This is a genomic window from Nitrospira sp., assembly GCA_016788885.1.
Classification (GTDB): domain Bacteria; phylum Nitrospirota; class Nitrospiria; order Nitrospirales; family Nitrospiraceae; genus Nitrospira_A.
Map to the genome: position 1 here is coordinate 1 of JAEURX010000035.1, position 24491 is coordinate 24491.

Annotated in this window: 24 protein-coding genes; 18 read left to right on the forward strand and 6 right to left on the reverse strand. The window is 58.9% G+C overall.

The genetic code is table 11. The features are described from left to right. The 5 genes from JNL86_08620 to JNL86_08640 all read right to left on the reverse strand — a co-directional run. Positions 1–781 (reverse strand): ATP-dependent metallopeptidase FtsH/Yme1/Tma family protein (locus JNL86_08620; GenBank protein ID MBL8042964.1); only part of this gene is annotated, 781 nt, incomplete at its 3' end. A 122-nt stretch (positions 782–903) separates the two neighbouring features. Next, positions 904–1770 carry a hypothetical protein gene (locus tag JNL86_08625; protein MBL8042965.1) on the reverse strand — a complete coding sequence of 289 codons (867 nt, stop codon included), beginning with the start codon at positions 1768–1770 and terminating at the stop codon, positions 904–906. Then, positions 1767–3824 (reverse strand): methionine--tRNA ligase, encoded by a 2058-nt coding sequence (gene metG / locus JNL86_08630; protein MBL8042966.1) that lies wholly within the window; start codon positions 3822–3824, stop codon positions 1767–1769. Before metG ends, JNL86_08625 begins: the two co-directional genes overlap by 4 nt. A gap of 45 nt (positions 3825–3869) precedes the next feature. After that, positions 3870–4901 carry a DNA polymerase III subunit delta' gene (holB, locus tag JNL86_08635; GenBank protein ID MBL8042967.1) on the reverse strand — a complete coding sequence of 344 codons (1032 nt, stop codon included), beginning with the start codon at positions 4899–4901 and terminating at the stop codon, positions 3870–3872. Beyond that, complete coding sequence (locus tag JNL86_08640; protein ID MBL8042968.1) at positions 4888–5613, reverse strand: dTMP kinase; 726 nt, start codon at positions 5611–5613, stop codon at positions 4888–4890. Before JNL86_08640 ends, holB begins: the two co-directional genes overlap by 14 nt. Positions 5614–5745: 132 nt before the next feature. Here JNL86_08640 and JNL86_08645 point away from each other — a divergent pair, with 132 nt between their 5' ends. From JNL86_08645 to glgA, 17 genes are all read left to right on the forward strand, one after another. Further along, positions 5746–6420, forward strand: coding sequence for a DUF502 domain-containing protein (locus tag JNL86_08645; protein MBL8042969.1), 675 nt, complete (start codon positions 5746–5748; stop codon positions 6418–6420). Positions 6421–6470: 50 nt separating this feature from the next. Beyond that, positions 6471–8084, forward strand: a complete 1614-nt coding sequence (glmU, locus tag JNL86_08650; GenBank protein MBL8042970.1) for a bifunctional UDP-N-acetylglucosamine diphosphorylase/glucosamine-1-phosphate N-acetyltransferase GlmU — start codon at positions 6471–6473, stop codon at positions 8082–8084. 9 nt (positions 8085–8093) lie between these two features. Then, the gene (gene glmS / locus JNL86_08655) at positions 8094–9926 is read left to right on the forward strand and encodes a glutamine--fructose-6-phosphate transaminase (isomerizing) (GenBank protein MBL8042971.1); all 1833 of its coding nucleotides are present in this window, start codon (positions 8094–8096) and stop codon (positions 9924–9926) included. Positions 9927–10069: 143 nt separating this feature from the next. Next, a complete protein-coding gene (gatC, locus tag JNL86_08660) occupies positions 10070–10363 on the forward strand; it encodes an Asp-tRNA(Asn)/Glu-tRNA(Gln) amidotransferase subunit GatC (GenBank protein ID MBL8042972.1) in 294 nt (97 codons plus the stop codon). Positions 10364–10388: 25 nt separating this feature from the next. Further along, positions 10389–10754 carry an aspartate 1-decarboxylase gene (locus JNL86_08665; GenBank protein MBL8042973.1) on the forward strand — a complete coding sequence of 122 codons (366 nt, stop codon included), beginning with the start codon at positions 10389–10391 and terminating at the stop codon, positions 10752–10754. Next, positions 10754–12235 carry an Asp-tRNA(Asn)/Glu-tRNA(Gln) amidotransferase subunit GatA gene (gatA, locus tag JNL86_08670; GenBank protein MBL8042974.1) on the forward strand — a complete coding sequence of 494 codons (1482 nt, stop codon included), beginning with the start codon at positions 10754–10756 and terminating at the stop codon, positions 12233–12235. Before JNL86_08665 ends, gatA begins: the two co-directional genes overlap by 1 nt. Positions 12236–12248: 13 nt before the next feature. Next, a complete protein-coding gene (locus JNL86_08675; protein MBL8042975.1) occupies positions 12249–12650 on the forward strand; it encodes a DUF948 domain-containing protein in 402 nt (133 codons plus the stop codon). Beyond that, on the forward strand, positions 12640–12963 hold the full coding sequence (locus tag JNL86_08680) for a YtxH domain-containing protein (protein ID MBL8042976.1): 324 nt from the start codon (positions 12640–12642) through the stop codon (positions 12961–12963). The genes JNL86_08675 and JNL86_08680 overlap by 11 nt, the downstream gene beginning before the upstream one ends. Beyond that, positions 12960–14393 carry an Asp-tRNA(Asn)/Glu-tRNA(Gln) amidotransferase subunit GatB gene (gene gatB / locus JNL86_08685; GenBank protein MBL8042977.1) on the forward strand — a complete coding sequence of 478 codons (1434 nt, stop codon included), beginning with the start codon at positions 12960–12962 and terminating at the stop codon, positions 14391–14393. The genes JNL86_08680 and gatB overlap by 4 nt, the downstream gene beginning before the upstream one ends. Before the next feature lie 76 nt (positions 14394–14469). Beyond that, a complete protein-coding gene (gene eno / locus JNL86_08690) occupies positions 14470–15756 on the forward strand; it encodes a phosphopyruvate hydratase (protein ID MBL8042978.1) in 1287 nt (428 codons plus the stop codon). 5 nt (positions 15757–15761) lie between these two features. Beyond that, the gene (locus tag JNL86_08695) at positions 15762–16124 is read left to right on the forward strand and encodes a septum formation initiator family protein (GenBank protein MBL8042979.1); all 363 of its coding nucleotides are present in this window, start codon (positions 15762–15764) and stop codon (positions 16122–16124) included. Continuing rightward, positions 16121–17005 (forward strand): GTPase Era, encoded by an 885-nt coding sequence (gene era / locus JNL86_08700; GenBank protein ID MBL8042980.1) that lies wholly within the window; start codon positions 16121–16123, stop codon positions 17003–17005. Before JNL86_08695 ends, era begins: the two co-directional genes overlap by 4 nt. Positions 17006–17111: 106 nt before the next feature. Continuing rightward, entirely contained in the window at positions 17112–18449 is a 1338-nt protein-coding gene (gene mgtE, locus JNL86_08705; protein MBL8042981.1) for a magnesium transporter, read from the forward strand. A 54-nt stretch (positions 18450–18503) separates the two neighbouring features. Beyond that, a complete protein-coding gene (gene recO / locus JNL86_08710) occupies positions 18504–19262 on the forward strand; it encodes a DNA repair protein RecO (GenBank protein MBL8042982.1) in 759 nt (252 codons plus the stop codon). A 64-nt stretch (positions 19263–19326) separates the two neighbouring features. Continuing rightward, on the forward strand, positions 19327–19683 hold the full coding sequence (locus JNL86_08715; GenBank protein ID MBL8042983.1) for a DUF971 domain-containing protein: 357 nt from the start codon (positions 19327–19329) through the stop codon (positions 19681–19683). A 40-nt stretch (positions 19684–19723) separates the two neighbouring features. After that, on the forward strand, positions 19724–20185 hold the full coding sequence (locus tag JNL86_08720) for a hypothetical protein (protein MBL8042984.1): 462 nt from the start codon (positions 19724–19726) through the stop codon (positions 20183–20185). A 14-nt stretch (positions 20186–20199) separates the two neighbouring features. Then, on the forward strand, positions 20200–21726 hold the full coding sequence (glgA, locus tag JNL86_08725) for a glycogen synthase GlgA (GenBank protein MBL8042985.1): 1527 nt from the start codon (positions 20200–20202) through the stop codon (positions 21724–21726). 25 nt (positions 21727–21751) lie between these two features. On the opposite strand, the gene JNL86_08730 is transcribed toward glgA, so the two are convergent. Beyond that, on the reverse strand, positions 21752–22240 hold the full coding sequence (locus tag JNL86_08730) for a hypothetical protein (protein ID MBL8042986.1): 489 nt from the start codon (positions 22238–22240) through the stop codon (positions 21752–21754). A 518-nt stretch (positions 22241–22758) separates the two neighbouring features. Here JNL86_08730 and aepX point away from each other — a divergent pair. Next, positions 22759–24393: a phosphoenolpyruvate mutase gene (gene aepX, locus JNL86_08735; GenBank protein MBL8042987.1), complete on the forward strand. Its 1635-nt coding sequence runs from the start codon at positions 22759–22761 to the stop codon at positions 24391–24393. Positions 24394–24491: the final 98 nt, after the last annotated feature.

Sequence of the window (24491 nt, forward strand, 5' to 3'; positions counted from 1 at the left end):
CTCCGCGAGCCTTCCCCAGCGCGTCGAGTTCGTCGATGAAAATGATGCACGGCGCCTTGCTCTTGGCCTGTTCGAAGAGGTCGCGGACGCGAGCTGCGCCCACGCCGACGAACATTTCCACGAACTCCGAGCCGCTGATCGAAAAAAACGGCACGCCTGCTTCGCCCGCCACGGCTTTGGCGAGAAGGGTTTTTCCGGTTCCTGGAGGGCCGACCAAGAGAATGCCTTTGGGAATCTTGCCCCCCAACCGACGGAACTTCTCCGGGGTTTTGAGAAACTCAATGATTTCTTCCAGTTCTTCTTTCGCTTCGTCGACACCGGCCACATCGGCGAAGGTCACCTTCACTTCCTTTTCCATGTAGATCTTGGCCTTGCTTTGCCCGACGGTCATGAAGCCTTGGCTTTGGCCCATGCGACGCAGCAGGAACCACCAGACGCCGAAGAACAGCACGATCGGCAGGATCCAGGACAACAGGTCCCTGAACAGCGTACTTTCGATCATCCCCGTGACCTTCACCTGGTGTTGCGCGAGACTGCGCAAGAGGTCCGGGTCTTCGATGCGAATGGTATGGAAGACCTTGTCTTCCTTCATCTTGCCGTGAATGACTTGCGGCGAGACCGTCACCTCGGTGACCTTGTTCGCTTCCACGGCGGATTTGAATTCGCTGTAAGGGATTTCGGTGGGGTTGAACAGGGATGGGAGAAAGGTCTGGATCAGAATCAGCACCCAGAGGGCAATGAACATGTACCAGATGGAGAATTGTCGTTGTTTGGGATCCATCGTATGAACTGTACGATCGAGTGGTCAGGCGCTTCGATGGTGAATGGTGAATTGCCAGCCGGTGGATCGCGACTGCAGCACCTCGTCAGCACATCACGAAACGATCGATTCAGTCAATGGGGTCAATTCTTCTTAGGTCTCAGGCGTTCGGAGAGCACCGGGTATTGCGCCGAGACGACGCCGAAGTTGCCGGTGGCGACGTCGGCCGCGATCACGCGCAACGTGATGCCGTCAGGGGCATCTTTCGATATCGGAACAAAAAACGGCGCTTCGAACCGGCTCTTCTCCCCGGAGTAGAACATCTGCAGTCGCTCGACGATGCGATCACCGACCAACAGCTCGGCATAAATATGCATCTTGCGAGAGTCCCAATCGCTGTGCGGCCGGACCAGGGCTCCGGACAGTGTCCGCACTGAGGCCCGCAACATCACGTCTTCCTTGGCGATCAAGGGCTCGCCCGGTTTGGGGTGTTCGACCTGTACCAGGTAGCCGTAGAGATGCAGCACGATACCGTCGTTGGTGAGGTCATGACCGGGGATCAGCAGCACGGTGGTGCTCGCCCGTTGCAACGCGTGAGGATAGGCCAAGGGCCCCTCGGCCGTGATTTCCACCAGGGTCGGGCGGGTTAATTCAAGCGTGGCGCTGAACGCAGCGGCCGGCCGGCTGCTGTAGAGCGGCTCGTCCATGAGATGGGGCGTGCGCATGATTTGCGTCTGGTCGCCCGGTTCGCCCTGCTGCGAACCCGAGGCCAGCAGCCGGCCGGTTGCCACATCGGTCATCGTGACGCGCGCGCCGCCGACCTCATGCCCCAGGACGAGAGATCGATGTGCGACCACGCGCACCAGCACAGTCGTGGGCAGGGGATCGTTGAAGTGGGTTGTGCTTTCGAGCTCGGATTCGGAGGGCTCCGGCGTAAAGGCCATGCTCGTGCTGCTCAGCAGCACGAGAAGGCCTGTGCCGATCAGACTGATGAGAAAGGAACGAGTCATTTCACTTTGGTGCCGGGCTCCACGTCTTCGGCGAAGGTGGCGAGCCCTCGCACTTCGCTGTCGCCCGCCGCAAGGACCATCCCCTGTGATTCGATGCCCATGAGCTTCGCCGGTTTGAGGTTCGCCACGATGACGATGGTTTTGCCGACCAGGCTTTCCGGTTCATATTTCTTGCCGATGCCGGCGACGATTTGCCGCTGCTCGGCGCCGAGACTGACTTGGAGTTTGAGCAACTTCTCGGATTTCGGCACGCGTTCGGCTGCCAGTACCTTGGCGGCCTTGAGTTGAATCTTCATGAAGTCGTCGATGCTGATCTGGACAGGCTGTGCGGCGGCCGGGGCAGTCGGCGTGGTGGCCGGAGCAGGAGTTTGCGGCGCAGCGGGAGCTGCAGCGGGGGTAGCGGCAGTCGGTTGCGGGGTTGCGGGAGTATCACTCACAGGGCGTCCTCCTTTGACAAGCTTTGCATCAGATCCGATTATCTTGTATTCACCAGGTTCAGCCAGCAAGATTCTGGGGAACAAGCCGGATCCTTTTTGGATCTTGCTGCCGGCGAGCGGTGCATCCCAATTTACGGCCTCTGGCGTCAGTGGTCGGAAAAGGTCCAGCGACAACCCAAGTTGCTGGATCATCTGTGCCGCGGCCTTGGGCATGAATGGGTAGAGCAGCAACGCCAGCAGTCGAAGGGCGCGGGCGGAAATGTTCAACACCGTGTGCAATTGCGGTTGTGCCTCCGGCTGCTTCGCCAGTTTCCAGGGCGCACTCTTGTCGATGTATTCATCGCAGAGGCCATTGAGTTCTTCGATCGTGAGCAGCACGTCGCGGAACTGCAGGGCATTGAAGCCGGTTTCGGTTTTGCCGGGCAAGTGCTTGGCCAACTCCTCAATCCGTTGCTCCAACTCCGGCAGCACGGCCGGGCCCCGTTCGGGGATCACGCCGGCGCAGGAACGTTCGATCATGGTGAGCGTGCGGCTTAGGAGATTCCCGATGCCATTGGCGAGTGCGCTGTTGATGATGGTCACGAGCGCGTTGCGTGAGAAATCGCCGTCCTGTCCGAATGGCACTTCGCGCAGTAGAAAATAGCGAAAGGCGTCAGCGCCGTACTTATCCAGCATAGCGTTGGGATCGACGACGTTGCCGCGGCTCTTGGACATCTTCTCGCCGTCCACCGTCCACCAGCCATGCGCAAAGATGGAATGCGGCAGGGGGTGCTCCAGCGCCATTAACATGGTGGACCAGTAGACGGCATGTGTGGTGAGGATATCTTTCCCGACCAAATGGACGTTCGCGGGCCAGTAACGCAAGCCGGCCGGTTGTCCCAGGGGTAAGTATTCAAGCGCGGACATGTAATTCACGAGCGCGTCGAACCACACATAGGTGACATAGCCTTTGTCGAAGGGCAACTCGATGCCCCAGGACAGTCGTGATGTGGGTCGTGAGATCGAGAGGTCGCCGAGCTTTTGGGACTGTAAAAATCCCAGGACCTCATTGCGGCGCGATTCGGGCCGGATGAAGTCCGGATGCTCCAGGATGTGCCGCTGCAGCCGTTCCTGATACTGGCCCATCTTGAAGAAATAATTGTGTTCCCTCAGTTGCTCGATCGGTCGCTTGCAGTCTGGACAAAGCCCACCGACAACATCTTTTTCTGTCCAGAACCGTTCATCAAACGTGCAGTACCATCCTGTGTAGTCTGCTTTGTAAATCAATTGCTTATCGAACAACTGTTGAAGATACCGTTGAACCACCGCTTGGTGGGGATTATCGGTGGTACGGATGAAGGCGTTGTGGGAAATGTTCAACCGTTCCCAGAGGTTTGTGAACTGTGGCGCGAGGCGATCGCAATGGGCTTGCGGATCGATGCCGGCCTTCGCGGCGGCCTGCTGCACTTTCTGCCCGTGCTCATCCAAGCCGGTCAGAAAAAACACGTCGCGTCCGCGCAACCGCCAATACCGGGCAAGCACATCCGCGGCGACGGTGGTGTAGGCGTGGCCGATGTGCGGTACGTCGTTGACGTAGTAGATCGGTGTCGTGATGTAGAAAGTGTCGCGATTGCTCATATCTGATCGGATGAAGATAGCAAGATGAGAATGGGGAAAGCTAGGTTATCGTGAACGGTCGGCGGTGCCTGGCGGAGTCAGGAGTTGGCGGACTCGCAGCAAGATGGTTTCGAGCGCGATCTGAATGTTCAGGTTGCGATGCGCTTGGCGTTCAAGCTGGTCGAGGTCCCCGATCAGCGTCAGTAACGCATCGATGTCGACGCGTTCGGCCAGTTTCTGCATGTCGGCCCGTTGATCGAGATTGAGGATGTGGTCCGCACCGGCGCCGACCGCAATGAGCAGCAGGTCGCGTAACCAGCGCAGCAGCCAATCGAATGTCTCCGGGCCGCGATCCCCTTTGGCGAGGGCTTCCGCGGCGGCGAGCACGGTGGAGAAGGATTGGAGGCCTTTGGCGGAAAAGATGGTGGCGAATTCTTTTTGATTGGTGCGCGCTTGTTCGAGATCGCATTCCAGCGCGCGCCCCAGTTGCCCGTCGCTGAGCAGCGCCAGAAAGCGTGCGTCGGCGGGAGGGAGTTCGCGCTTGAGGATGACGGCGGCTTCCACTTGCGTTTGCGCCGGCGGCGTGAGTCGCAGGGATTGGCAGCGGGAGCGAATTGTGGCCGGCAGCGCATAGGGGCGGCTGGACACCAGGATAAACAGACTGTGGTCGGGGGGCTCCTCTAATGTTTTTAGCAGCGCGTTGGCGGCGCCGATGGTCATGCGATCCGCCTCGTCGATCAGGCAGATTTTTCTGTTGCCGATCAGCGGGCGGTAGATCATCTGATGCTCGATGTCTCGAATGGACTCAATTTTGATTTGGGGATTGGCCATTTCCTGATCCGGTTCGATGACCAGAAAATCCGGATGCGTGCGCGCATCCACCTGGCGGCAGGCTCGACAGGCGCCACACGCGTCTGGCTGGCGGGCGTCCGAGACCGTCTCGCAGAGCAGCGTTTGCGCCAATCGCAGGGCGAGGAGCCGTTTGCCGATGCGGTCTTCGCCGTGAAAGAGATACGCATGGGCCAGCCGGTTCTGCAGCATCGCCGATTGCAGCAGGGTCTTCGCGTGCTCGTGTCCGATGACGTCAGCGAAGGGCATGGCGGACCTGTGTGGTGCGTGGTGGGGTGGCAGGTGGCGTTGTGGGCCGACCGTGTTGGCCCCGCAGCCGACTGAGTGCTGGTGCCACGGTACGGATAACCGCGCGGGCAACTGTCTCCTGAGAGGCACGCGCAGACACGATGTGCATGCGTCGGGGATGGCGCTTTGCCAGATCGAGGAACCCGGCGCGAACTTTTTGATGGAATCGCAGGGACTCGCGGTCGAGTCGATTCGTCTCCGTGGCGGATCGCCGCCGTGCCAGTCCGGTGGCGACGGGAAGATCGAACAGCAGCGTGAGGTCAGGCGTGACGGCGTGTGTCGCGAGCCGGTTGAGCCGTTCGAGCAAGGGTACATCCAGCCCTCGGGCGTAGCCTTGGTACGCGAGGGTGGAGTCACTGAACCGGTCGCAGAGGACGATGGCGCCGCGCGCCAGGGCCGGCTCGATCACCTGGATGACATGTTGGCGTCGAGCCGCCAACACCAGAAAGGCTTCGGTTTCCGCGGCCACCGGCTCCTCTGCCCGGTCGAGCAGGGCCGCGCGGATTTTTTCCGCGAGCGGCGTTCCGCCCGGTTCCCGGGTTTCCACGGTGCTGTATCCCTGGTGGCGTAGGTACTCTCCGAGGAGACGGCCCTGGGTGGATTTTCCGGATCCTTCGATACCCTCCAGGGTGATGAAGAGACCTCGCGGAGGTTGATGGCGTTTCATCATGATTAGAACCTGAAAAGTTCGGGGGCGAAAGACGGCGGATCCTATTCCAAGTGATTGAAAATAGCAAGAAAAGGCTTGCGAGGACCGGCAAAAGACCAGTATCATGACGCTCTACCCGGGACCCCTCAGCCGCGCATGGTGCAAGCTTCATTAAAACGGTATTTTCTCACCGGTTTGCTGGTGATGATCCCCATTTGGGGCACCATCCTGATTCTGAAGACCCTGTTCGTCAGTTTGGATGGCATTCTCGGCGATGCGGCCGCCCGGCTGGTGACTCCAGGGTACTACGTGCCCGGCTTAGGCATCATCGCGCTCATCCTGCTCATTTTTATGACCGGCCTGTTCGCCGCGAATTTCATCGGTCGCCATGTGGTGCGGCAGTGGGAGCGGCTGCTCAATCGTGTGCCGGTCGTGCGCGGGATCTATTCCACTCTCAAGTCGATGATGGACATTCTGTCGTTCGCGGAGCGTGAGGCCTATCGCCGGGTGGTGCTGATTCAGTTTCCCAAGAACGGTCATTATTGTTTTGCATTTGTGACCGGTGTGACGAAGGGCGAAATGCAGCAACTGTCCCCGGATCCGCTCGTGCACGTCTACGTGCCGACCTCGCCCAATCCCACATCCGGGTATTTCCTGTTGGTGCCTGAACGCGAAGTGATTGCCGTGGACATCACGGTCGAAGAGGCCATGAAGCTGATTGTGTCGGGCGGACTCTATACCCCGAATCCGTCGTCGGGTACTTCCTCACCGGCCGGCGGCAAACCGTGGACATCGATCAAGCAACCCGATGCAGGCGTGCAGGTCGGTTGATCGCGGCTCCACTCGACAACCCTCTGCCGATTACGTATGGTGAGAACCCTATGACTCATTCATCGCACGACAACGCCTTGTCTTCCTCCGTACCGGGGCTCGGCGTCATCATTATGGCGGCGGGACTCGGCAAGCGCATGAAATCGTCCCTGGCGAAGGTGCTCCATCCGGTCGCCGGGCGACCGATGGTGTTGTACGTGCTCGACATTGCCTGCAACCTGGCCGAGCAGGGCGTGGCGGTGATCGTCGGCCATCAAGGCACCGACGTACGGAAGGTCGTGGATGCGGTTGGTGGGCAGGTCGCCGTTGCCGAGCAGGCGAAGCAGTTGGGGACAGGCCATGCGGTGCTGCAAGCGCGTCCGGTGTTCGGCAATGTTGCGCATTGCCGGCCGACTCGCTATTTGATCCTCAATGGGGACACGCCCTTGCTGACGGAACAGACGGTGCGGGAACTCCTCGCGATGCATGATGCGCAAGGCGCGGCCGTGACGCTGTTGACCGCGGTGCTCGACGATGCAACCGGATATGGTCGCGTGATTCGCCATCGTCGCGAGGAATGGTTGGAAGGCGCCGCGGACAACCGCGTGCAGAGCATCGTAGAACATAAGGATGCGTCCGAGGCCGAACGGCTGGTGCGTGAAATCAATGTGGGTACGTATGTCGTCGACGGCGACTTTCTCTTTCCGGCGCTCGACAAGCTCGATCCCCGGAATGCACAAGGCGAGTACTATCTGACCGACATCGTGCAAATGGCGGTGCAGCAGGGACGCACCGTGTCGGCCTTGCGGTTACGCGATATCGACGAAGGACTGGGGATCAATAGTCGCGTCCAGCTGGCCGAAGCCGAGGGCGTGATTCGGCACCGGATCAGGGAGCGTTGGCTGGAGGCTGGCGTCACGATGCGGGATCCTGCGTCCACGTGGATCGATGCCGAGGTGGCGATCGGCCGCGACACGTTGCTGTATCCGAATGTCACGCTCGAAGGCCGGACGGTGATCGGGGAGGAGACGATCATCCATTCGGGGACGCGGATCACCGATTGTCGCATCGGCAACCGAGTGGAAATTTTAGACCACTGCATCTTTCGCGAATCGCAGGTGGAAGATGAGTCGCACCTTGGCCCGTTTGTGCATTTGCGGCCCGGTGTGGTCGTGCGCCGCAAGGGGAAAGTCGGCAACTTTGTCGAGATGAAGAAAACGGAACTCGGCGAGGGGTCGAAGGCCAACCATTTGAGTTATCTCGGTGATGCGACGATCGGCCAAGGCGTGAATATCGGCGCCGGTACGATTACTTGCAATTACGACGGATACAAGAAATTTCAGACGGTCGTCGGGGACGGCGTCTTCATCGGCAGCGATGTGCAGCTGGTTGCACCCGTGACCGTCGGGCAGGGCGCGGTGATCGCAGCCGGCGCTACCGTCACGCAGGATGTGCCCGCGGATGCGTTGGTCATTGCACGCGTGCCTCAGGTGACGCGTGAGGGATGGGCTGCCAGACGGCGCGCGTTGCAGAGCGGGCAGACGCCCCCTCCTGCGCCGAAGCCCGTGCCCGTCGTGAAGACCCGCACGAGTGCCAAGCCCGCGAAGGCGACCTCGAAGCCGAAGGCTGCGCGCCGTGTGGTCAAGAAGAAACAACCGGCAGTTCAACGTTCGAAACGGAGGTAACGGCGACCTATGTGTGGCATCGTTGGCTACGTGGGAAATCAGGATGCGGTCCCGATTTTGTTGAACGGGTTGTCGAAGCTGGAGTATCGCGGGTATGACTCGGCCGGAGTGGCGATCCAGCGTGGGGAGAAGATTGAGATCCGGCGCAGCGTCGGGAAGCTGATCAATTTGCAGAAGTCGCTGGAGCAGAAGGCGATCACCGGCATGTGCGGCATCGGCCATACGCGCTGGGCGACGCACGGCAAGCCCTCCGAGCAGAACGCGCATCCGCATCGCTCCGAGAGCTGCGTGCTCGTGCATAACGGCATCATCGAGAACTATGTCGAACTCAAGCAGCGTCTCGTCAAAGACGGGTACAAGTTTCAGTCGGAGACGGACACGGAAGTGGTTGCGCACCTGATCGATACCCACATGAAAAAGGGCAAGCTGCACTTGGCGGATGCGGTCCGTGCGACGGCGAGGGAGATTCGCGGCAGTTATGCCATTGCGGTGATTTCGGAGCGTGAGCCCGGCCTGTTGATTGCGGCGCGGTCGGGTTGCCCGCTTGTGATCGGCCGTACTGCCGAGGCTTCGTTCGTCGGGTCTGATGTGATGGCGATGTTGTCTCACACTAGGGATGTGACATTCCTGGAAGAAGGCGATGTCGTCGAGGTGACGGCGGGCGGCGTCGCGTTTACGGATCTCGACGGCCGGACGGTCACGCGGAAGAAAACCAAGGTGACCTGGGATGCGTCTGCAGCGGAAAAGAGCGGCTATCCCCATTTCATGTTGAAGGAGATTCACGAACAGCCCCAGACGATTCTGGATACCATTCGCGGACGTTACTCCTACGAGAGCGGCGAGGCCGACCTGCCGGACATCGGTCTGACGCCGAAACAGTTTGCCGACGTGGGGCGCATCTGGATCGTGGCGTGCGGCACCAGTTGGCACGCGGGCCTGGTCGGCAAGTATCTGTTGGAGGAAATGGTTCGCACGCCTGTCCAGGTCGATATCGGCAGCGAATTCCGGTATCGCGATCCGTTGATCGAGAAGAACGATCTGTTCATCACGATTTCGCAATCGGGGGAAACCGCGGACACCTTGGCGGCCGCCCGGGAAGCCAAGCAAAAAGGCGCGCGGGTTGTGTCGATCGTCAATGTCGTGGGCAGCACGCTGGCTCGCGAATCGGATGGCGTGTTGTACACGCACTGTGGCCCTGAAATCGGCGTCGCGTCGACGAAAGCCTTTACCAGTCAGTTGGCGGCGCTCTACATGCTGGCCCTGCACCTCGGCCGGGTACGGGGCGTCTTGAGTGTGGCGGACGGGAAGGCCTGGCTGGACCGCCTGGTCACGGTGCCGGCATTGGTGAAACATGTGCTGGGTCGGGAAGCCGAGATTCTCGCGATTGCCAAGCGGTACTATAAGAAACCGGACTTCCTGTATCTGGCGCGGGGGATCAATTTTCCGATCGCACTCGAAGGCGCGCTCAAGCTCAAGGAAATTTCCTATATCCATGCTGAGGGCTATGCCGCCGGGGAAATGAAGCACGGGCCGATCGCGCTGATCGATAAGGACATGCCGGTGGTGGTATTGGCACCCCGTGACCGGTTATATGAAAAGACGGTCAGCAACCTCATGGAGGTCAAGGCGCGCCGGGCTCCGGTGATTGCGTTCGTCGCCGAGGGGGAGCGTGAGTTGGGAAAAATCGCTGACGCGGTGTTCACGATTCCTGACGTCCATCCGTTGCTGTCGCCGATTTTGTTCACGATTCCGTTGCAGTTGTTGGCCTATCACATCGCCGTGTTGCGCGGGGAAGATGTGGATCAGCCGCGGAACCTGGCCAAGAGTGTGACGGTGGAATAGTCGGATGTTGAACAAGGCTTCCCACGGCGTTCTCGGTCGCCCGGCATCCTGCGACGTACCCCAAGGGTACGCCTCGTCGCCGGGCTTCCTGCGGCCTTGTGGAAAGACCCTGTTGAACATCCTCACAGAAATGAGAGCATGAGATGGAGATTACGAAGCAGGAAGTCGAGAAGGTGGCCAAGCTGGCGCGGCTGGCGTTGAGCGAAGCGGAGACGACGGCCTTCTCGCAACAGTTGAATCAGATTGTGGCGTATGTCCAGAAGCTCAAGACGTTTTCCACGGAAGGCGTCGAGCCGACGTCGACTGTGTTGGGACAGAGCAATGTGTTTCGTCCGGACGCCGTCGAGGCGTCGTTGTCGCCTGAGCAGGCGGTCGGAAACGCTCCCGATGCGGAGGCGAGCTGTTTCCGGGTTCCGAAAATCATCCAAGAATCCTAAGCGACTGAAGGAGTACGAGCCGACTATGTTTCGACAAATGTTGCGGGCAAAGATACATCGAGCGACGGTCACCGAGGCGTGTCTGGAATACGAGGGGAGCCTCACGGTGGATGAAGATCTGCTGGATGCGGCGGGGATTCTGCCGTACGAAGCGATCGTGTGCTCCAACCTCAACAACGGCGAGCGGTTCATGACCTACGCCATGAAGGGGAAGCGGGGGAAGGGCGAGATCGTGCTGAATGGACCGACTGCCCGGAAAGCCGCGGTGGGCGATCAGATCATTATCTTCTGCTACGAGTATTATAGCGACGAGGAGATCAAGCGGCATAAGCCGAGGATTATCCAGGTCGACGGGAAGAACCGGATCACCCGCAAGGGTGTCAAACGCTGATGTCATTGATGTCGATACATAAGTTGACGCTGGCGGAACTCCAGCGCAGGTTTACGGCCGGAGATGTGTCGGCCACGGAAATCGTGCGGAGCTATTTTTTGCGGGTGACGAATATCGAACCGCGAATCAAGGCCTATCTCACGCAATGCAAGGACGCGGCGTTCGCACAGGCGGAACGTCTCGATCAGGCGTTGAAGGGGTGGCGCAAGACCACGCCGATGATGGCCATGCCGCTGGCGGTGAAAGACAATATCTGCACGGAAGGTGTGCGCACCACTTGCGCGTCCCGTATGCTGGAGAGCTTTGTGCCGCCCTATGATGCGACCGTCGTCGCCAAATTGCGCGCGCAGAACTATTTGCTGCTCGGGAAGACGAACCTGGATGAATTTGCGATGGGGTCCTCCACCGAGAATTCGGCCTTCGGGGCCAGCCGCAATCCCTGGAATGTGCAGACCGTTCCCGGCGGATCGAGCGGCGGCTCTGCCGCCGCGGTCGCGGCGGACGAATGTGTGGCGGCGTTGGGCTCGGATACTGGCGGATCGATTCGTCAGCCGGCGGCGTTTTGTGGCGTGGTCGGATTAAAACCGACCTACGGCCGGGTGTCCCGCTACGGGCTAGTAGCGTTCGCTTCCTCGCTGGATCAGATCGGTCCCATCACGAAGGATGTGACGGATGCGGCGATCCTGCTGGGCGCGATCGCCGGTCACGATCCTCGAGATTCGACGTCGGCCGATGTGCCGGTTCCGGACTATCTCAAGGCCCTGAAGCGAAAAGATTTGAAGCGCCTCAAGGTGGGTGTTCCCGCGGAGTACTTTGCCGACGGTCTGGATCCGGAAGTGGAGCAGGCGGTTCGTGCCGCCATCGAAGGGTTGCGGGAACTCGGTGCCGACATCCGTGAGATCAAGTTGCCGACGACGGATGCGGCGGTCGCGACCTACTACGTCATCGCAACGGCCGAAGCCAGCTCCAATCTGGCCCGCTACGACGGCGTGCGATTCGGGCGACGGGCCGAAGAGAGTACGGATCTGCTGGAGATGTATTTGCGGACCAGGGCCGAGGGATTCGGGTCCGAGGTGAAACGCCGGATTATGCTGGGGACCTATGTGCTGAGCGCCGGCTACTACGACGCCTATTATGGCAAGGCCCAGGCGGTGCGGACGTTGATTCGCCGGGAATTCGAGTCGGCCTTTGAACGCGTCGACTTGATCGTCACGCCGGTGACCCCGACCACGGCATTCAAGTTTGGCGAAAAGGCCCAAGACCCATTACAAATGTATCTGTCGGACATCTACACGATCTCGGCGAATTTGGCCGGCCTGCCCGCTATTTCGTTGCCCTGCGGGTTCAGCAAGGCCGGCCTGCCGATCGGGTTGCAACTCATCGGCAGGCCGTTTGAAGAGGAAACCCTGTTGCGCGGGGCCCATGCCTACGAGCAGGCCACCAACTGGCGGGCGAAGAAGCCGGTAGTCCGGTCGGCCTGATAAGGGAGTCCCTATGATTGTCGAAGTCGCTGCTATTCTGGTCGCGATCGCATTCGCGGTGCTGGTCGGGTATCTGGTTCCGCTGTTGATTCAAGTGCGCAAGACGGTCGAGGAAGCCGAGACGTTGGTGAGCAAGCTCAATGCCGACCTCCCGACGCTGGTGACGGAACTGCGGGCGATGAGTCAAAATCTAAACGACCTGACGGGGCAGGCGCGTGGCGGGGTCGAGCATGCCGCCGTGTTGCTGCACGCGGTGGGAGAAGTCGGCGAGTCGGTGAATCAGGTCCATAGTCTGATGCGGGGATCCGGTGGGACGTTGTTGGCGAACGTGGCCAGCGTGGTCGCCGGGCTTCGCGCGGCAAAACACGTTGTCACGGAACGCTTCAAAGAAGGAGGACATCACAATGGCGGATAATCATCATGGTCCATCGTCTGCAGCCGTGTTGTTGGGGTTTTTGAGCGGAGCCGCGTTGGGCGCGGTGGCGGCCATCCTGTTGACGCCGCGAACCGGGGAAGAGTCGCGCGATCTGTTGCGCGGCTATGCACGACGGGCTGAGGACGGACTCCGTGATCTGGTCGGAGAAGCCGGTGAGCGATTTGAAGGTGCGGTCGAAGAGGGCCGGGAGTTCATCGAATCGAAAAAGTCCGTGCTGCGCGAGGCCTTCGATGCGGGGCGCGATGCCATGCGGCGGGAGCGGGAGCAGTTCACTAAGGGAGAGCAGAGTTGAGCGTCGCCTACGAAGTCGTCATCGGCGTGGAAGTGCATGCGCAGTTGCGCACGCAATCCAAGTTGTTCTGCCCGTGCGGAACCACGTTTGGCCGCACGGCCAATTCGCAGACCTGTCCTGTCTGCCTGGGGTTGCCCGGAAGTCTGCCGGTCATCAATGAAAAGGCTGTGGAAATGGCGGTGCGCGCCGGGCTGGCGATGAACGGGACGATCGGGGTGCGGAACCGATTTGCCCGCAAAAATTACTTTTACCCGGATTTGCCCAAGGGTTATCAAATTTCCCAATACGAAGCGCCGATCTGCGAGCACGGGTGGATTGAGATTGCTGCGGGTGGGATTCGCAAACGTGTGCGTATCCGGCGGGCCCATCTGGAAGAGGACGCCGGGAAAAACGTGCATGAGGCCGGCAGTGGGATGAGTCTCGTGGACCTGAATCGGGCCGGAACGCCGCTGCTTGAAATCGTCACGGAACCGGACCTGAGTTCTTCCGAAGAGGTGGTCGCATACCTGAAGGCCTTGCGCGAACTCCTGATGTATCTCGACGTCTGCGACGGCAACATGGAAGAGGGAAGCTTCCGGTGTGAGCCGAACCTCTCGCTGCGCCCCGTGGGACAGGCCGCCTACGGGACCAAGGTGGAATTGAAGAACATCAATTCGTTCAAGTTCGTCAAAGATGCGGTTGAGTATGAGATCAAGCGACAAACGAAGGTGCTGAGTGAGGGGGGAAAGGTCTATCAGGAAACCAGGCTCTGGAATCACGAACGTGGTGAAACGGCGGTCATGCGCAGCAAGGAAGAGGCGCATGACTACCGGTATTTTCCAGACCCTGACCTGGTGCCGTTGGAGATTTCGGTTGAACGGATTAAGCTGTTGCGCCAGGGGTTGCCGGAATTGGCGTCGGCGAAGCAGGCGCGGTTTACTCGCGACTATGGTATCCCCGAGTACGACGCCGGCATCCTGACCTCCAGCAAAGCCTTGTCGGTGTATTTTGATGCCTGCGTCAAGCTGTATCCCCATCCCAAGACGGTCAGCAATTGGGTCATGGGCGAGCTGTTGCGTGAATTGAATCATGCCGGCATTGAGGCAGATGCTTCGCCGGTCACGCCCGAGCGGCTGGTTGAGTTGCTGACCCTGGTCGACCAGGGCATTGTGAGCCTGAAGGTTGCCAGGGACATCTTTCCGGATGTGTATGCCTCGGGAAAGGCGCCGGCGCAGATTATTCAGGACAAGGGGTTGACGCAGGTATCAGATGAAGGATCCTTGGTGACAATAATTCATGAAGTCTTGATGAAACATCCTGCTCAAGTGGCGCAATTTAAAGAAGGCAAGCAGCAGGTCTTGGGGTTTCTGGTCGGGCAGGTGATGAAAGCGTCCGGCGGCAAGGCGAATCCTGGGAAGGTGAATGAGTTGCTGAAGAAAACGCTGGGGTGAACGCTGTGCCGATGCGACAGACGAGCAGATGACGACAGTGATGGTGGAGTGGGTCTAGCTGGAGGAGAACACGAGCATGAGCGGAATCAGGAACGTGAAGGCGCGACAGATCATCGATTCACGAGGCAATCCTACGGTCGAGGTTGAGGTGCTCCTGGAGAGTGGTGCGCATGGGCGGGCGGCGGTCCCGTCCGGAGCCTCGACCGGCGAGAAGGAAGCGATTGAGTTGCGCGACGGGGACAAGAAGCGGTGGATGGGGAAAGGCGTCTCCAAGGCGGTGACGAACGTGAGCAAGACCATTGCCCCTCGCTTGTTGGGCATGGAGGCGTTGGATCAAGCCGCGGTCGATCACGAAATGATCGCGTTGGACGGGACGAAGACTAAGGGGAAGTTGGGCGCGAACGCCATTCTCGGCGTCTCGTTGGCGGTGGCCAAGGCGGCGGCGAATGAGACCGGCCAGCCGTTGTATCGCTATCTCGGCGGGACGAACGCGCGGGTGTTGCCGGTGCCGCTCATGAACATCATCAACGGCGGCGCGCATGCCGACAACCGGTTGGACCTGCAGGAATTCATGATCATGCCGGTCGGCGCGCCACGCTTCAGCGACGCCTTGCGTATGGCCACGGAAGTGTTCCATACCCTGAAGGCCTTGCTGAAGAAAAAGGGGCTGAACACGGCAGTGGGAGACGAGGGCGGATTCGCGCCGGATTTGCAATCAAACGAAGAGGCGCTGGCCTTGATCATGGAAGCGATCGAAGCGGCCGGGTATCGTCCCGGGCAGGATATCGCCTTGGCGTTGGATTGCGCCGCCAGTGAACTGTACGAGAAGGGGCGGTATCGACTGGAGGCCGAGAAGAATCCGGAGCGCTCCTCGGAGGAGATGGTGTCGTATTACGGCAAGTTGTTGGATCGGTACCCAATTCTGTCGATTGAGGATGGCTTGAGCGAATTGGATTGGAAGGGTTGGAAGATCTTGACGGAAAAACTCGGCAAGCGCGTGCAGTTGGTCGGGGACGACATCTTCGTGACCAACGTGGAGATTTTTTCCAAGGGCATCGCGGAAGGCATCGGCAATTCCATTCTGATCAAACTGAATCAGATCGGCACCTTGACGGAGACGTTGGATGCCATCGAACTTGCGAAACGGTCGGGGTACACGGCGATTATTTCGCATCGCTCGGGCGAAACGGAAGATACGACGATTGCGGATGTGGCGGTGGCGACCAACAGCGGCTTGATTAAAACGGGATCGTTGTCCAGAACGGATCGTGTGGCCAAATACAATCAGCTCCTTCGCATCGAAGATGAGTTGGGCACGGCGGCCGTCTACCGGGGCCGTGCGGCTGTTCCATCGAGGGCGTAACCATCGTGATCATTAAACCGAACCGTGGGCGCGACTGGCTGGATTGGCAGCGGAAGGTATGCTCTGCCGGGAAGTGGGTGGGGCTTGGTGCGCTGCTGCTGATGATGGGCGCGCTGCTGTTCGGAGAGATGGGGATCCCGCGGTACCTGCATTTGCGCGAGCACGCCGAGCAACTGGATCACGAACTGACTGATTTGCAGCGGTTGAACGGCGAACTGCGGGCCGATCTGGACCGGGTGCAGTACGACTCGACTAGGATCGAAGAACTGGCCCGGGAACGGTTGGGGTATGTGCGGAGGGGAGAGACGGTCTATCAGATGGCGCCGAACGGAGAAAAGGAACGGCCTTCCCCCGTCAAGACACCATGAAATTTGGAAGTGTGGCCATTATCGGGCGTTCGAACGTGGGAAAATCCACGCTCCTGAATCGCCTCTTGAAAGAAAAGATCGCGATTGTTTCCGACAAGCCGCAAACCACCCGGACGCGAATTCTGGGCGTGGCGCATGTGGACGGCGCGCAGATCGTGTTTCTTGATACGCCGGGACTTCATGAGCCGCGGCACCTGCTGAATCGCCGCATGGTGCGGACGACGCTGGATACCTTTGATGACGCCGATGTCTTGTATGTGGTCGTTGAGGCCACGGCCCAGCCTGGGCCCGGCGATCTGGCCGTGATCGAGCACGTCAAGCAGGCGGTCGCCAAGCAGGCGCGTCCGGTGGTGTTGGTCATCAATAAAGTCGATCTGGTGAACAAGGCACGGCTGCTTCCCTTGATGGAACAGTACCTGCGTCTCTTCCCGTGGACCGAGATCGTGCCGGTGTCGGCTCAGACTGCGGACAATACCGATCGGTTGCTGACGGTCACGGTGGCGCTGCTCGACGAGGGTGAGGCGACCTACGATGAGGACATGATCACGGATCAGTCGATGCGGACGTTGGCGGCGGAGTTGGTGCGGGAGAAGATTCTGCAACAGACCTACGAGGAGATCCCGCATTCGGTCGCGGTGGAGATCGAAGAGTTTGTGGAGACCAAGAAGCTGATTAAAATCGGTGCCGTCGTGTTGGTTGAAAAAGAGTCTCAGAAGGGCATTCTGATCGGCAAGCACGGTGAGCGGCTCAAGTTGGTCGGGACGGCGGCTCGAGAAGAGATGGAGCGGCTGTTCGGCGTGAAGGTCTTTTTGAAAGTGTGGGTGAAGGTGCGCGATTCGTGGCGAGAGGACGAACAAACCCTCGCGGAGCTTGGCTATTAATGATCTGACCGTTCAACCGTCGGAACCGACGCGACTCCCTGAAAAGGAGCCGCTCGGGAAAGATGCGTCTCGCGAGGCCGTGGCCGGCGGGCAGTCGAAGTCCGACGTGCGCCTGGTCTCCATTCAGCGGTTGCTGCGCCGCGGCGCCATCACGAATCTGGCGAAGATGTTGGCGCGCATGCACCCGGCGGACATCGCGAACGTCATCGACCACCTGTCGTCGTTGAAAGAAAAGCGCGAAATCTTCGAATTGGTGCGCGGAGACGTCAAGCGTGGCCAGGTGCTCAGTGAGTTGGACGGCGAAAGCATCACCTTGGTGCTGTCGGACCTGTTGCCCTCCGATGCGGCTTGGCTGTTGAAGGATCTGGGGTCCGACGACATCGCGCACATTTTAAGTGTGATTCCGAACGATCGCGCGAAGGACATCCTGGCGTTGATGCGGACGGAAGACTCTACCGAAATCGCCGACCTGCTCAAGTACCCGAAGGGGACCGCCGGCGGCATCATGACCACGGAGTTTTTCGCGCTCTCCGAGGATGCCACCGCGCAGGAAGCCATTCGCCGGTTGCAGCAGGCAACCGACGCAGAGATGGTGTTTTATATCTACGTGACGGATAAGGACGACCGGCTGGTCGGAGTACTGTCGTTGCGTCAGTTGCTGACCGTTCCACCCGCGACTCCGCTCAAGAACATTATGACCCGTGACCTGATCAGTGTGGCCGTGGACATGGATCAGGAAGAAGTCTCGCGTCAGGTGGCGAGCTATAACCTGCTGGCGATTCCGGTCGTGGAGCGGGATGGAAAGTTAGTGGGGATCATCACGGTGGACGACGTCGTCGATGTCATCCGTGAGGAAGCCACAGAAGACATGTTGAAGATGGCCGGGGCCATTGAAGAGGACACGATGTTCAAGTCCTCCAGCATGGTCGCCGCGCGTGTGCGCCTCCCCTGGTTGTTTACCAATCTCGTGGGGAGTCTGTTGTCCGGCATGCTGCTCTGGATGTTCCGATACACGATTCAGGAAGTGGTGGCCATTGTCAGCTTTATTCCCGTCATCGCCGCCATGGGGGGCAACGTCGGCCTTCAGTCCTCTACGCTCATCATTCGTGGGTTGGCCACCGGGATGGTGGAATTGACCGATGTCTGGAAGATTTTCTTCCGCGAAGCGAAGATCGCTTTCCTGATGGGCATCGCCTGCAGTCTGATGCTGACGATTGTCGGCTGGTTATGGCACCAGGTGTTCCTCGGAATGGTCGTGGGCGTGTCGCTCATTACGGCCTTTCTCGTCTCGACGAGCATGGCCACGGTCATGCCCATCGTCTTGAAACGAATGGGCGTGGATCCCGCCGTTGCGGCCGGGCCGTTTGTAACCACAGCCAACGATATCACCGGCATCGCCATTTACCTCACACTGGCGACGATTTTCCTCGAGCAGCTTCGCTAACGATGCGATGCCGACCCTTTCGGTTCCGAGCATGTCACGACGCAGGGTGGTGAGATGCCGCTGGTAAAAACGGCCGCGATCGTCCTGCATAGCCGGAAGTGGGGCGATGCCGATCGGATCGTGACGTTCTATACCATGCGACTGGGGAAACTGCGCGGAGTCGCCAGGGGAGCGCGGAAGCTGAAGAGCCGGTTGGGCGGGATGATCGAGCCGTTTACGCTCTGCCAACTCGATCTGTTCGAAAAACCTGGCGATTCGCTGTACCGGATTTCCCAGGTCACCATCGATGAGCCATTCTCAAAGTTTCGTGCCGATCTCGCACTTATGACGGCCGCCGGTCGCATGGTCAATCTTGTCAACGCCGTGATGGCGGAGGGCGATGCGGAACCGCGTGTCTTCGAGATGCTGGAATCCGGTCTACGTATGTTGTTGGAGAGTCGCGATGCCGCGTGGACGACGCTGCTTTTTCAGATCCGCTTGCTGGGTATGACCGGATTTCGACCCCAAACGGAACAATGTGCCACCTGCGGGCAGGTTCGTCAGGGGCCGCTTCCGCAATTTTCGCCATTGGCCGGAGGAATGGTCTGCGAACGGTGTGCGAGTCGGCAACCGTTCAGGTGCACAGTCCTGTCCCGTGGCAGTGTCGCGTTTCTTCATCAGGCATTGCAGATCCAGCCTGCACTATTAAGCCGGTTGCATGCGGCCGGGCAGGTGCGGGCCGAGGTCGAATCCGTCATCGAGAGTTATGTCACCGTGGTGGCGGGGCGTCGATTGCCGCCTGTGGATTTTTTAACCGGCGGAGGTTCCGCCTGAATGGGTTATCCGATGGCGGATGCCAGGGCTCGTGTCGTCGAACGGTGAGGGAGCGTGGATCGCTATGAGTGATGTGGTGCTTGAGCCCACGGACATGGAGTGGGTTGAGAAGGGTGTATTGAGCATTACGTGGAATGACGGCCACAAAGCCCGTTATCCGGTCCGGTATTTGCGGCAGCATTGTCCCTGTGCCGCCTGCACCGACGAATGGACCGGCGAACTGCGGTTGAAGCCGGATGATGTTCCGTTGGTGATCATGCTGCAGGATATCCAGCCGGTTGGACGGTATGCGTTTCAGATTACCTGGAGTGATGGGCACGATACGGGGATCTATTCGTACACGTTTCTTCGCCGGTTATGCCAGTGCGATCTGTGTCAGCCGGTGAAACCGGTGGAGCCGCGTTCCAGGCGGTTGCTGTAATCGTCACAACAACGGTCGTCAAGGACTGGGGAGGGCAGCGATGAGCATCCGTCGACTGATCGGTGTGGGGTGCTGGATGTGGATTGGCCTGCTCTCGGTGTCCTGTTCCAGCATGCCGTCGATCGATCAACAAAAGCAGTTGGTCAGATCGGGCGACTTTCGGATTCAACAGCTGACGCCCAGGGCTTTTGTTGAAACCTGGGGTGACCCCACGTACACGCATCAGCAGTTCACACACTTTTTCGGCATGCAGGACGGCCGATTGATTCCGCAGGCACGCCTGGCGCTGGGGGAGTCCCCGCAGGGGTGGGAAACAGGGTTGGCGGCAGGTGATGCGCTGTTCCTCGCGTATGCCGATCGTGGGTACTACCTGGTTTTTCTCGAGGGCGTGCTCGTGTACCATGAAGCGATGACCGCCGAGAAGGTGCATGCCGTCGGAAAGACCTGGAAGTACGAGTCTCAGTTCAAGACGCGACTGGAATCATCTCCCGGCCTGAAGTAGGTCCATATCCGCATATGGAAAGCACGTTCCCTCAACGTCCCCTCAACATCTGCATGGTTGCGTCGGAGGTCGTCCCCCTGGCTAAAACCGGTGGCCTCGCGGATGTCGTCGGCGCACTCGCCGTCGAGTTTGCCTCGCTGGGGCACGACGTCGCCGTGGTCCTGCCCGCATATCGACAAGTGGATATGCACGGGTATGAGACGGTGGATGTGTGCAGCCTCTCGATTCCAGCGGGAGATCAGTCCCTGGACGTTCGGATTCAACAGATACTCGTTCCAGCCTTGCAGGTGTCTGGGCTAGGACGCTTGCGTATTTTCGTCGTTCGATATGATCCGTTTTTCTCCAGGCCAGGCCTCTATCAAGAGGATGGTCGTGATTATCCGGACAACCTCGAACGGTTTGCTCTGTTTTGTCGAAGTGTCATGGAGCTGTTGCTGCACCTTTATGACAAGGAGCAGTGGCACACGGACCTGCTGCATCTCCACGATTGGCAAGCGGCACTGTGTGCGGTCTACTTGCGGACCTTGTATCACATGCGACCCGTACTGAGCCGGACCCGAAGCGTGTTGACGATTCACAATTTGGGCTATCAGGGATTATTCCCTCCGGAACAGTTCGCCGTGACGGGATTACCCAGCCACCTGTTTTCACCGGCTGCGCTCGAATTTTATGGGCGCGTGAACGTGCTGAAGGGTGGGTTGGTCTTCGCCGATCGTCTGACGACGGTCAGCCCGACCTACAGTCGAGAAATTCAGACCGCCGAATACGGATGTGGCTTGGAAGGGGTGATCACGGAGCGAAAGGCCGTCTTGTCGGGAATAGTGAATGGAATCGACGCGACTCTTTGGAACCCGAGGACGGACCGCTATTTGCCTGCTCCCTATACTCTTTCCGATCTCTCGGGAAAGGTTCGTTGTAAGCAGATGCTTCAACGTGAGTTGGGGCTGCGCCAACTCAAGGGGCCGCTCCTGGCTGTGGTCGCGAGACTGACCAGTCAAAAGGGCATCGATTTGGTCATCGACATCTTGCCGGAACTCATGGGGCTCAACGCACAGGTGGTGATTCTTGGGACGGGGGATCCGCTCTACGAAGCGCAGGTTCGGGAGTTGGGGGAGCGGTATTCTGGTCGCATTGCCGTCCGGAATGTGTTTGATGAGGGGTTAGCCCACCGCATTGAGGCCGGTGCCGATATGTTCCTCATGCCGTCTCGCTATGAGCCGTGCGGGCTCAGCCAGCTCTATAGTCTGCGGTATGGAACGGTCCCCATTGTGCGGAAGACCGGCGGTCTGGCCGATACGGTCGTGGGCTATACGCCGAGCGCCTTGAGAGAGTTGCGCGCCACTGGGTTTACATTTACGGATACCAACTCAGCTTCACTGTTGACCGCAGTGTTGCTGGCCCTTTCGGTCTACAGGAAAAAGGCGGATTGGCAGCGTCTGATCAAGGCAGGGATGGAGCAGGACTTGTCCTGGACCCGCTCGGCGTCGACCTATATTCAATTGTTTGAGGAACTGGTCGCCGGAGAAAGTCAACGGGCGTAGGAAAGATGTCGAGAACGAGGACGGACTAGCGGAGCGCTGCCTGCAAGGTGAGTGCGAGGTGAGAGAGTCGTTCCTTTGCTTGCGTGGTGTAGTACGAGTAGTCCGCTCCTCCATGGTTTTGCAGCACATCGCGAAATTGATCCATTGCCACATCCGGTTCGCCAGCGGACATTGCCAGATCTCCCGCATGCAGGCTGCATGATGCCGCCATGGCGCGCACATCAACTGCCAGGCGGGAGGCAGGTTCGCTGACCATGGACTTCAGCTTCTTCGGCAGGAGACTGTCGAGCGTTGATTGAGGAAGTCGAACCAGGCTCACCTCGCGCAATTTATTCGCATCCAGAAGCGCCGCCTGAGTCTCGCCGGTCGAGAGGCAATGCGTGTAGGTGCTCCAGACGTCCATGAACCGGACGTTGTCATAACGGACTGGGGTTGCGCTCGGACTGGACTGGCATCCGACGGTTGCGACCGTCATGGCCAGGGTTCCGACTAGGCTGATGATCCCCTTCCGCATGTGATCGAATCCTTCTCCAGAGCTCGGAACCGCTACCTGTTGTTCTCGTTCACATTGAGTACGCAAATGTCGGACCACAGGTGAGTTTTGTAAGATATTGAAATATAGCGAGTCTTTCCCACGGTTTTGGATGGGCCTGTCTCAATAATATCCCACTGTGTGGAATAGAACACGAACGATGCGGCTTCACTGTGGATGGACGGAGGCCAAGAGGGATTCTAGGCAAGTGTATGAGTCAACAGGGGAGGTAGTGAGGATGATCGGAGTGCTCAAGTTTGCGGCGCGTACCATCTAGCACGGAGAGGTCAGCATGGTGTAATACTCCCTAGCGAATCTTCGGTGGCGACTGAGAGTGTGCGCGTTCGTGGTCAGCGATGGGCCGTTGTCTTCCGTGACGGTTCTCGGTGAGTTCTTCGGTAGCTGAAGGGCCGCCACGATTCACCCACCCGTTCGCCACCGGTCCCTGTGTATCTGCGCTCAAGAGTCTAGACATCCTTTGAGGAAAGGTTCCTCCGCACATGAATTCGAGACAACCGCAGACCAAGACCCGTCAATTTCGAACGCTGCTCCAGTCTGAGCAGTTGGAGTTCATTTGCGAAGCGCACAATGGTTTGAGCGCAAAAATTGTGGAGGAAGCAGGCTTTGCCGGAATCTGGGCGAGCGGGCTTTCCATTTCGGCCCAGTTTGGTGTGCGCGACAACAATGAAGCCAGTTGGACGCAGGTACTGGAAGATTTGGAGTTCATGTCCGACGCGACGAAAGTGCCGATTCTCCTGGACGGAGATACGGGGTACGGCAATTTCAACAACATGCAGCGGCTCATCCGGAAACTGGAGCAGCGCAACATTGCCGCAGTGTGCATTGAAGACAAGCTGTTTCCCAAGACCAATAGCTTCCTGAAAGGCGATGCGCAGCCGATGGCTGACATGCAGGAGTTTTGCGGCAAGATCAAGGCCGGCAAGGATGCACAAGCCGATCCGGATTTTTGCATCATCGCGCGAGTCGAGGCATTCATCTGCGGGTGGGGGTTGGCTGAAGCGTTGCGGCGTGCTGAAGCCTACCACCAGGCCGGTGCCGACGGCATTCTCATCCATAGCGCACTCTCCGTCCCCGACGAGATCCTTGCGTTTAAGCGGGAGTGGGGCCATCGCTGCCCAGTCGTCATCGTGCCTACGAAGTACTATTCCACGCCCACGGACGTCTTTCGCCAACATGGTTTTTCCATGGTGATTTGGGCCAATCACATGCTGCGCGCTGCGGTTTCGACTATGCAAAAAACCGCACGAGCACTCAAGCAGAGCGAGAATTTGTTGTCCATCGAAGATAAGGTGGCCCCGGTTTCCGAAATTTTCCGTCTGCAGAATGCCGCGGAGCTGTTGGAGGCCGAGGAACGCTATCTGCCGCGGGGCGCTGAGGGTACATCAGCGGTGGTGCTTGCGGCCTCAAGGGGAGAAGAGTTGGGGAAATTGACGGAGGATCAGCCCAAGACGATGGTGAAAATTCAGGGAGCGCCGATTCTGTCGCATATCGTCGATGCGTACAATGCCGTCGGGATCAAAGACATTCTGGTGGTGCGCGGATACAAGAAAGACGCCGTGAGTCTTCCGAATTTGACCTACGTCGACAATACTGAGTTTTCAGAGACCGGGGAGTTGGCCTCGTTGTCGCTGGCGCTTCAATCGAGGAAGGGGCATTTCCAGCCGACCATCATTTCCTATGGTGATGTGTTGTTCAATAAGTATATCCCGCAGGCCTTGTGCCAGGAGCAGGATGACTGTGTGATCTTCGTCGACAGCAATTGGCAGGATCAAACCAGCTATGCGCGTTTGGGCGGATTTGCTGAATGTACCTTGCCGAATTCGCGCAAGGCGTTCAATGCGAAGGTCTATCTCAAGCAGCTGGGGAGTGAGGTTGCGCCCAACTCAATCCATGGCGTGTGGATGGGATTTCTCAAACTGTCTCCCGGCGCGGCCGCTCAGGTTGATACGCTTCTTGTGGAACTACTTGCCCAGCCGGGCAATCGGAAGGCTGGTATTCCATATTTGCTTCAAACGTTACTCAGGCGAGATTATCCGATTCGGGTGTTGTATACCGTCGGACACTGGCTGGATGTCAACAGCCTTGACGATGTGGTTCAAGCCGGTAACTTCTGAGGTCTGCCTGCCTTGGGCAGGAGGTGATTGTGCTTGAATAAAGTCAGCCGCGGATTCCCCAGTGCTCATTTTCACGCTCTTCGTGCGTTCAATTGTTG

Bases quoted from the DNA above. Each gene is read 5' to 3' on its own strand.
- eno (MBL8042978.1), top strand. From the start codon at position 14,470: ATGAGCGGAATCAGGAACGTGAAGGCGCGACAGATCATCGATTCACGA.
- recO (MBL8042982.1), top strand. From the start codon at position 18,504: ATGCCGCTGGTAAAAACGGCCGCGATCGTCCTGCATAGCCGGAAGTGG.
- JNL86_08645 (MBL8042969.1), top strand. From the start codon at position 5,746: ATGGTGCAAGCTTCATTAAAACGGTATTTTCTCACCGGTTTGCTGGTG.
- JNL86_08715 (MBL8042983.1), top strand. From the start codon at position 19,327: ATGAGTGATGTGGTGCTTGAGCCCACGGACATGGAGTGGGTTGAGAAG.
- aepX (MBL8042987.1), top strand. From the start codon at position 22,759: ATGAATTCGAGACAACCGCAGACCAAGACCCGTCAATTTCGAACGCTG.
- gatA (MBL8042974.1), top strand. From the start codon at position 10,754: ATGTCATTGATGTCGATACATAAGTTGACGCTGGCGGAACTCCAGCGC.
- JNL86_08680 (MBL8042976.1), top strand. From the start codon at position 12,640: ATGGCGGATAATCATCATGGTCCATCGTCTGCAGCCGTGTTGTTGGGG.
- glgA (MBL8042985.1), top strand. From the start codon at position 20,200: ATGGAAAGCACGTTCCCTCAACGTCCCCTCAACATCTGCATGGTTGCG.
- era (MBL8042980.1), top strand. From the start codon at position 16,121: ATGAAATTTGGAAGTGTGGCCATTATCGGGCGTTCGAACGTGGGAAAA.
- JNL86_08625 (MBL8042965.1), bottom strand. From the start codon at position 1,770: ATGACTCGTTCCTTTCTCATCAGTCTGATCGGCACAGGCCTTCTCGTG.
- JNL86_08720 (MBL8042984.1), top strand. From the start codon at position 19,724: ATGAGCATCCGTCGACTGATCGGTGTGGGGTGCTGGATGTGGATTGGC.
- metG (MBL8042966.1), bottom strand. From the start codon at position 3,824: ATGAGCAATCGCGACACTTTCTACATCACGACACCGATCTACTACGTC.
- JNL86_08665 (MBL8042973.1), top strand. From the start codon at position 10,389: ATGTTTCGACAAATGTTGCGGGCAAAGATACATCGAGCGACGGTCACC.
- JNL86_08675 (MBL8042975.1), top strand. From the start codon at position 12,249: ATGATTGTCGAAGTCGCTGCTATTCTGGTCGCGATCGCATTCGCGGTG.
- JNL86_08730 (MBL8042986.1), bottom strand. From the start codon at position 22,240: ATGCGGAAGGGGATCATCAGCCTAGTCGGAACCCTGGCCATGACGGTC.
- glmU (MBL8042970.1), top strand. From the start codon at position 6,471: ATGACTCATTCATCGCACGACAACGCCTTGTCTTCCTCCGTACCGGGG.
- holB (MBL8042967.1), bottom strand. From the start codon at position 4,901: ATGCCCTTCGCTGACGTCATCGGACACGAGCACGCGAAGACCCTGCTG.
- glmS (MBL8042971.1), top strand. From the start codon at position 8,094: ATGTGTGGCATCGTTGGCTACGTGGGAAATCAGGATGCGGTCCCGATT.
- gatC (MBL8042972.1), top strand. From the start codon at position 10,070: ATGGAGATTACGAAGCAGGAAGTCGAGAAGGTGGCCAAGCTGGCGCGG.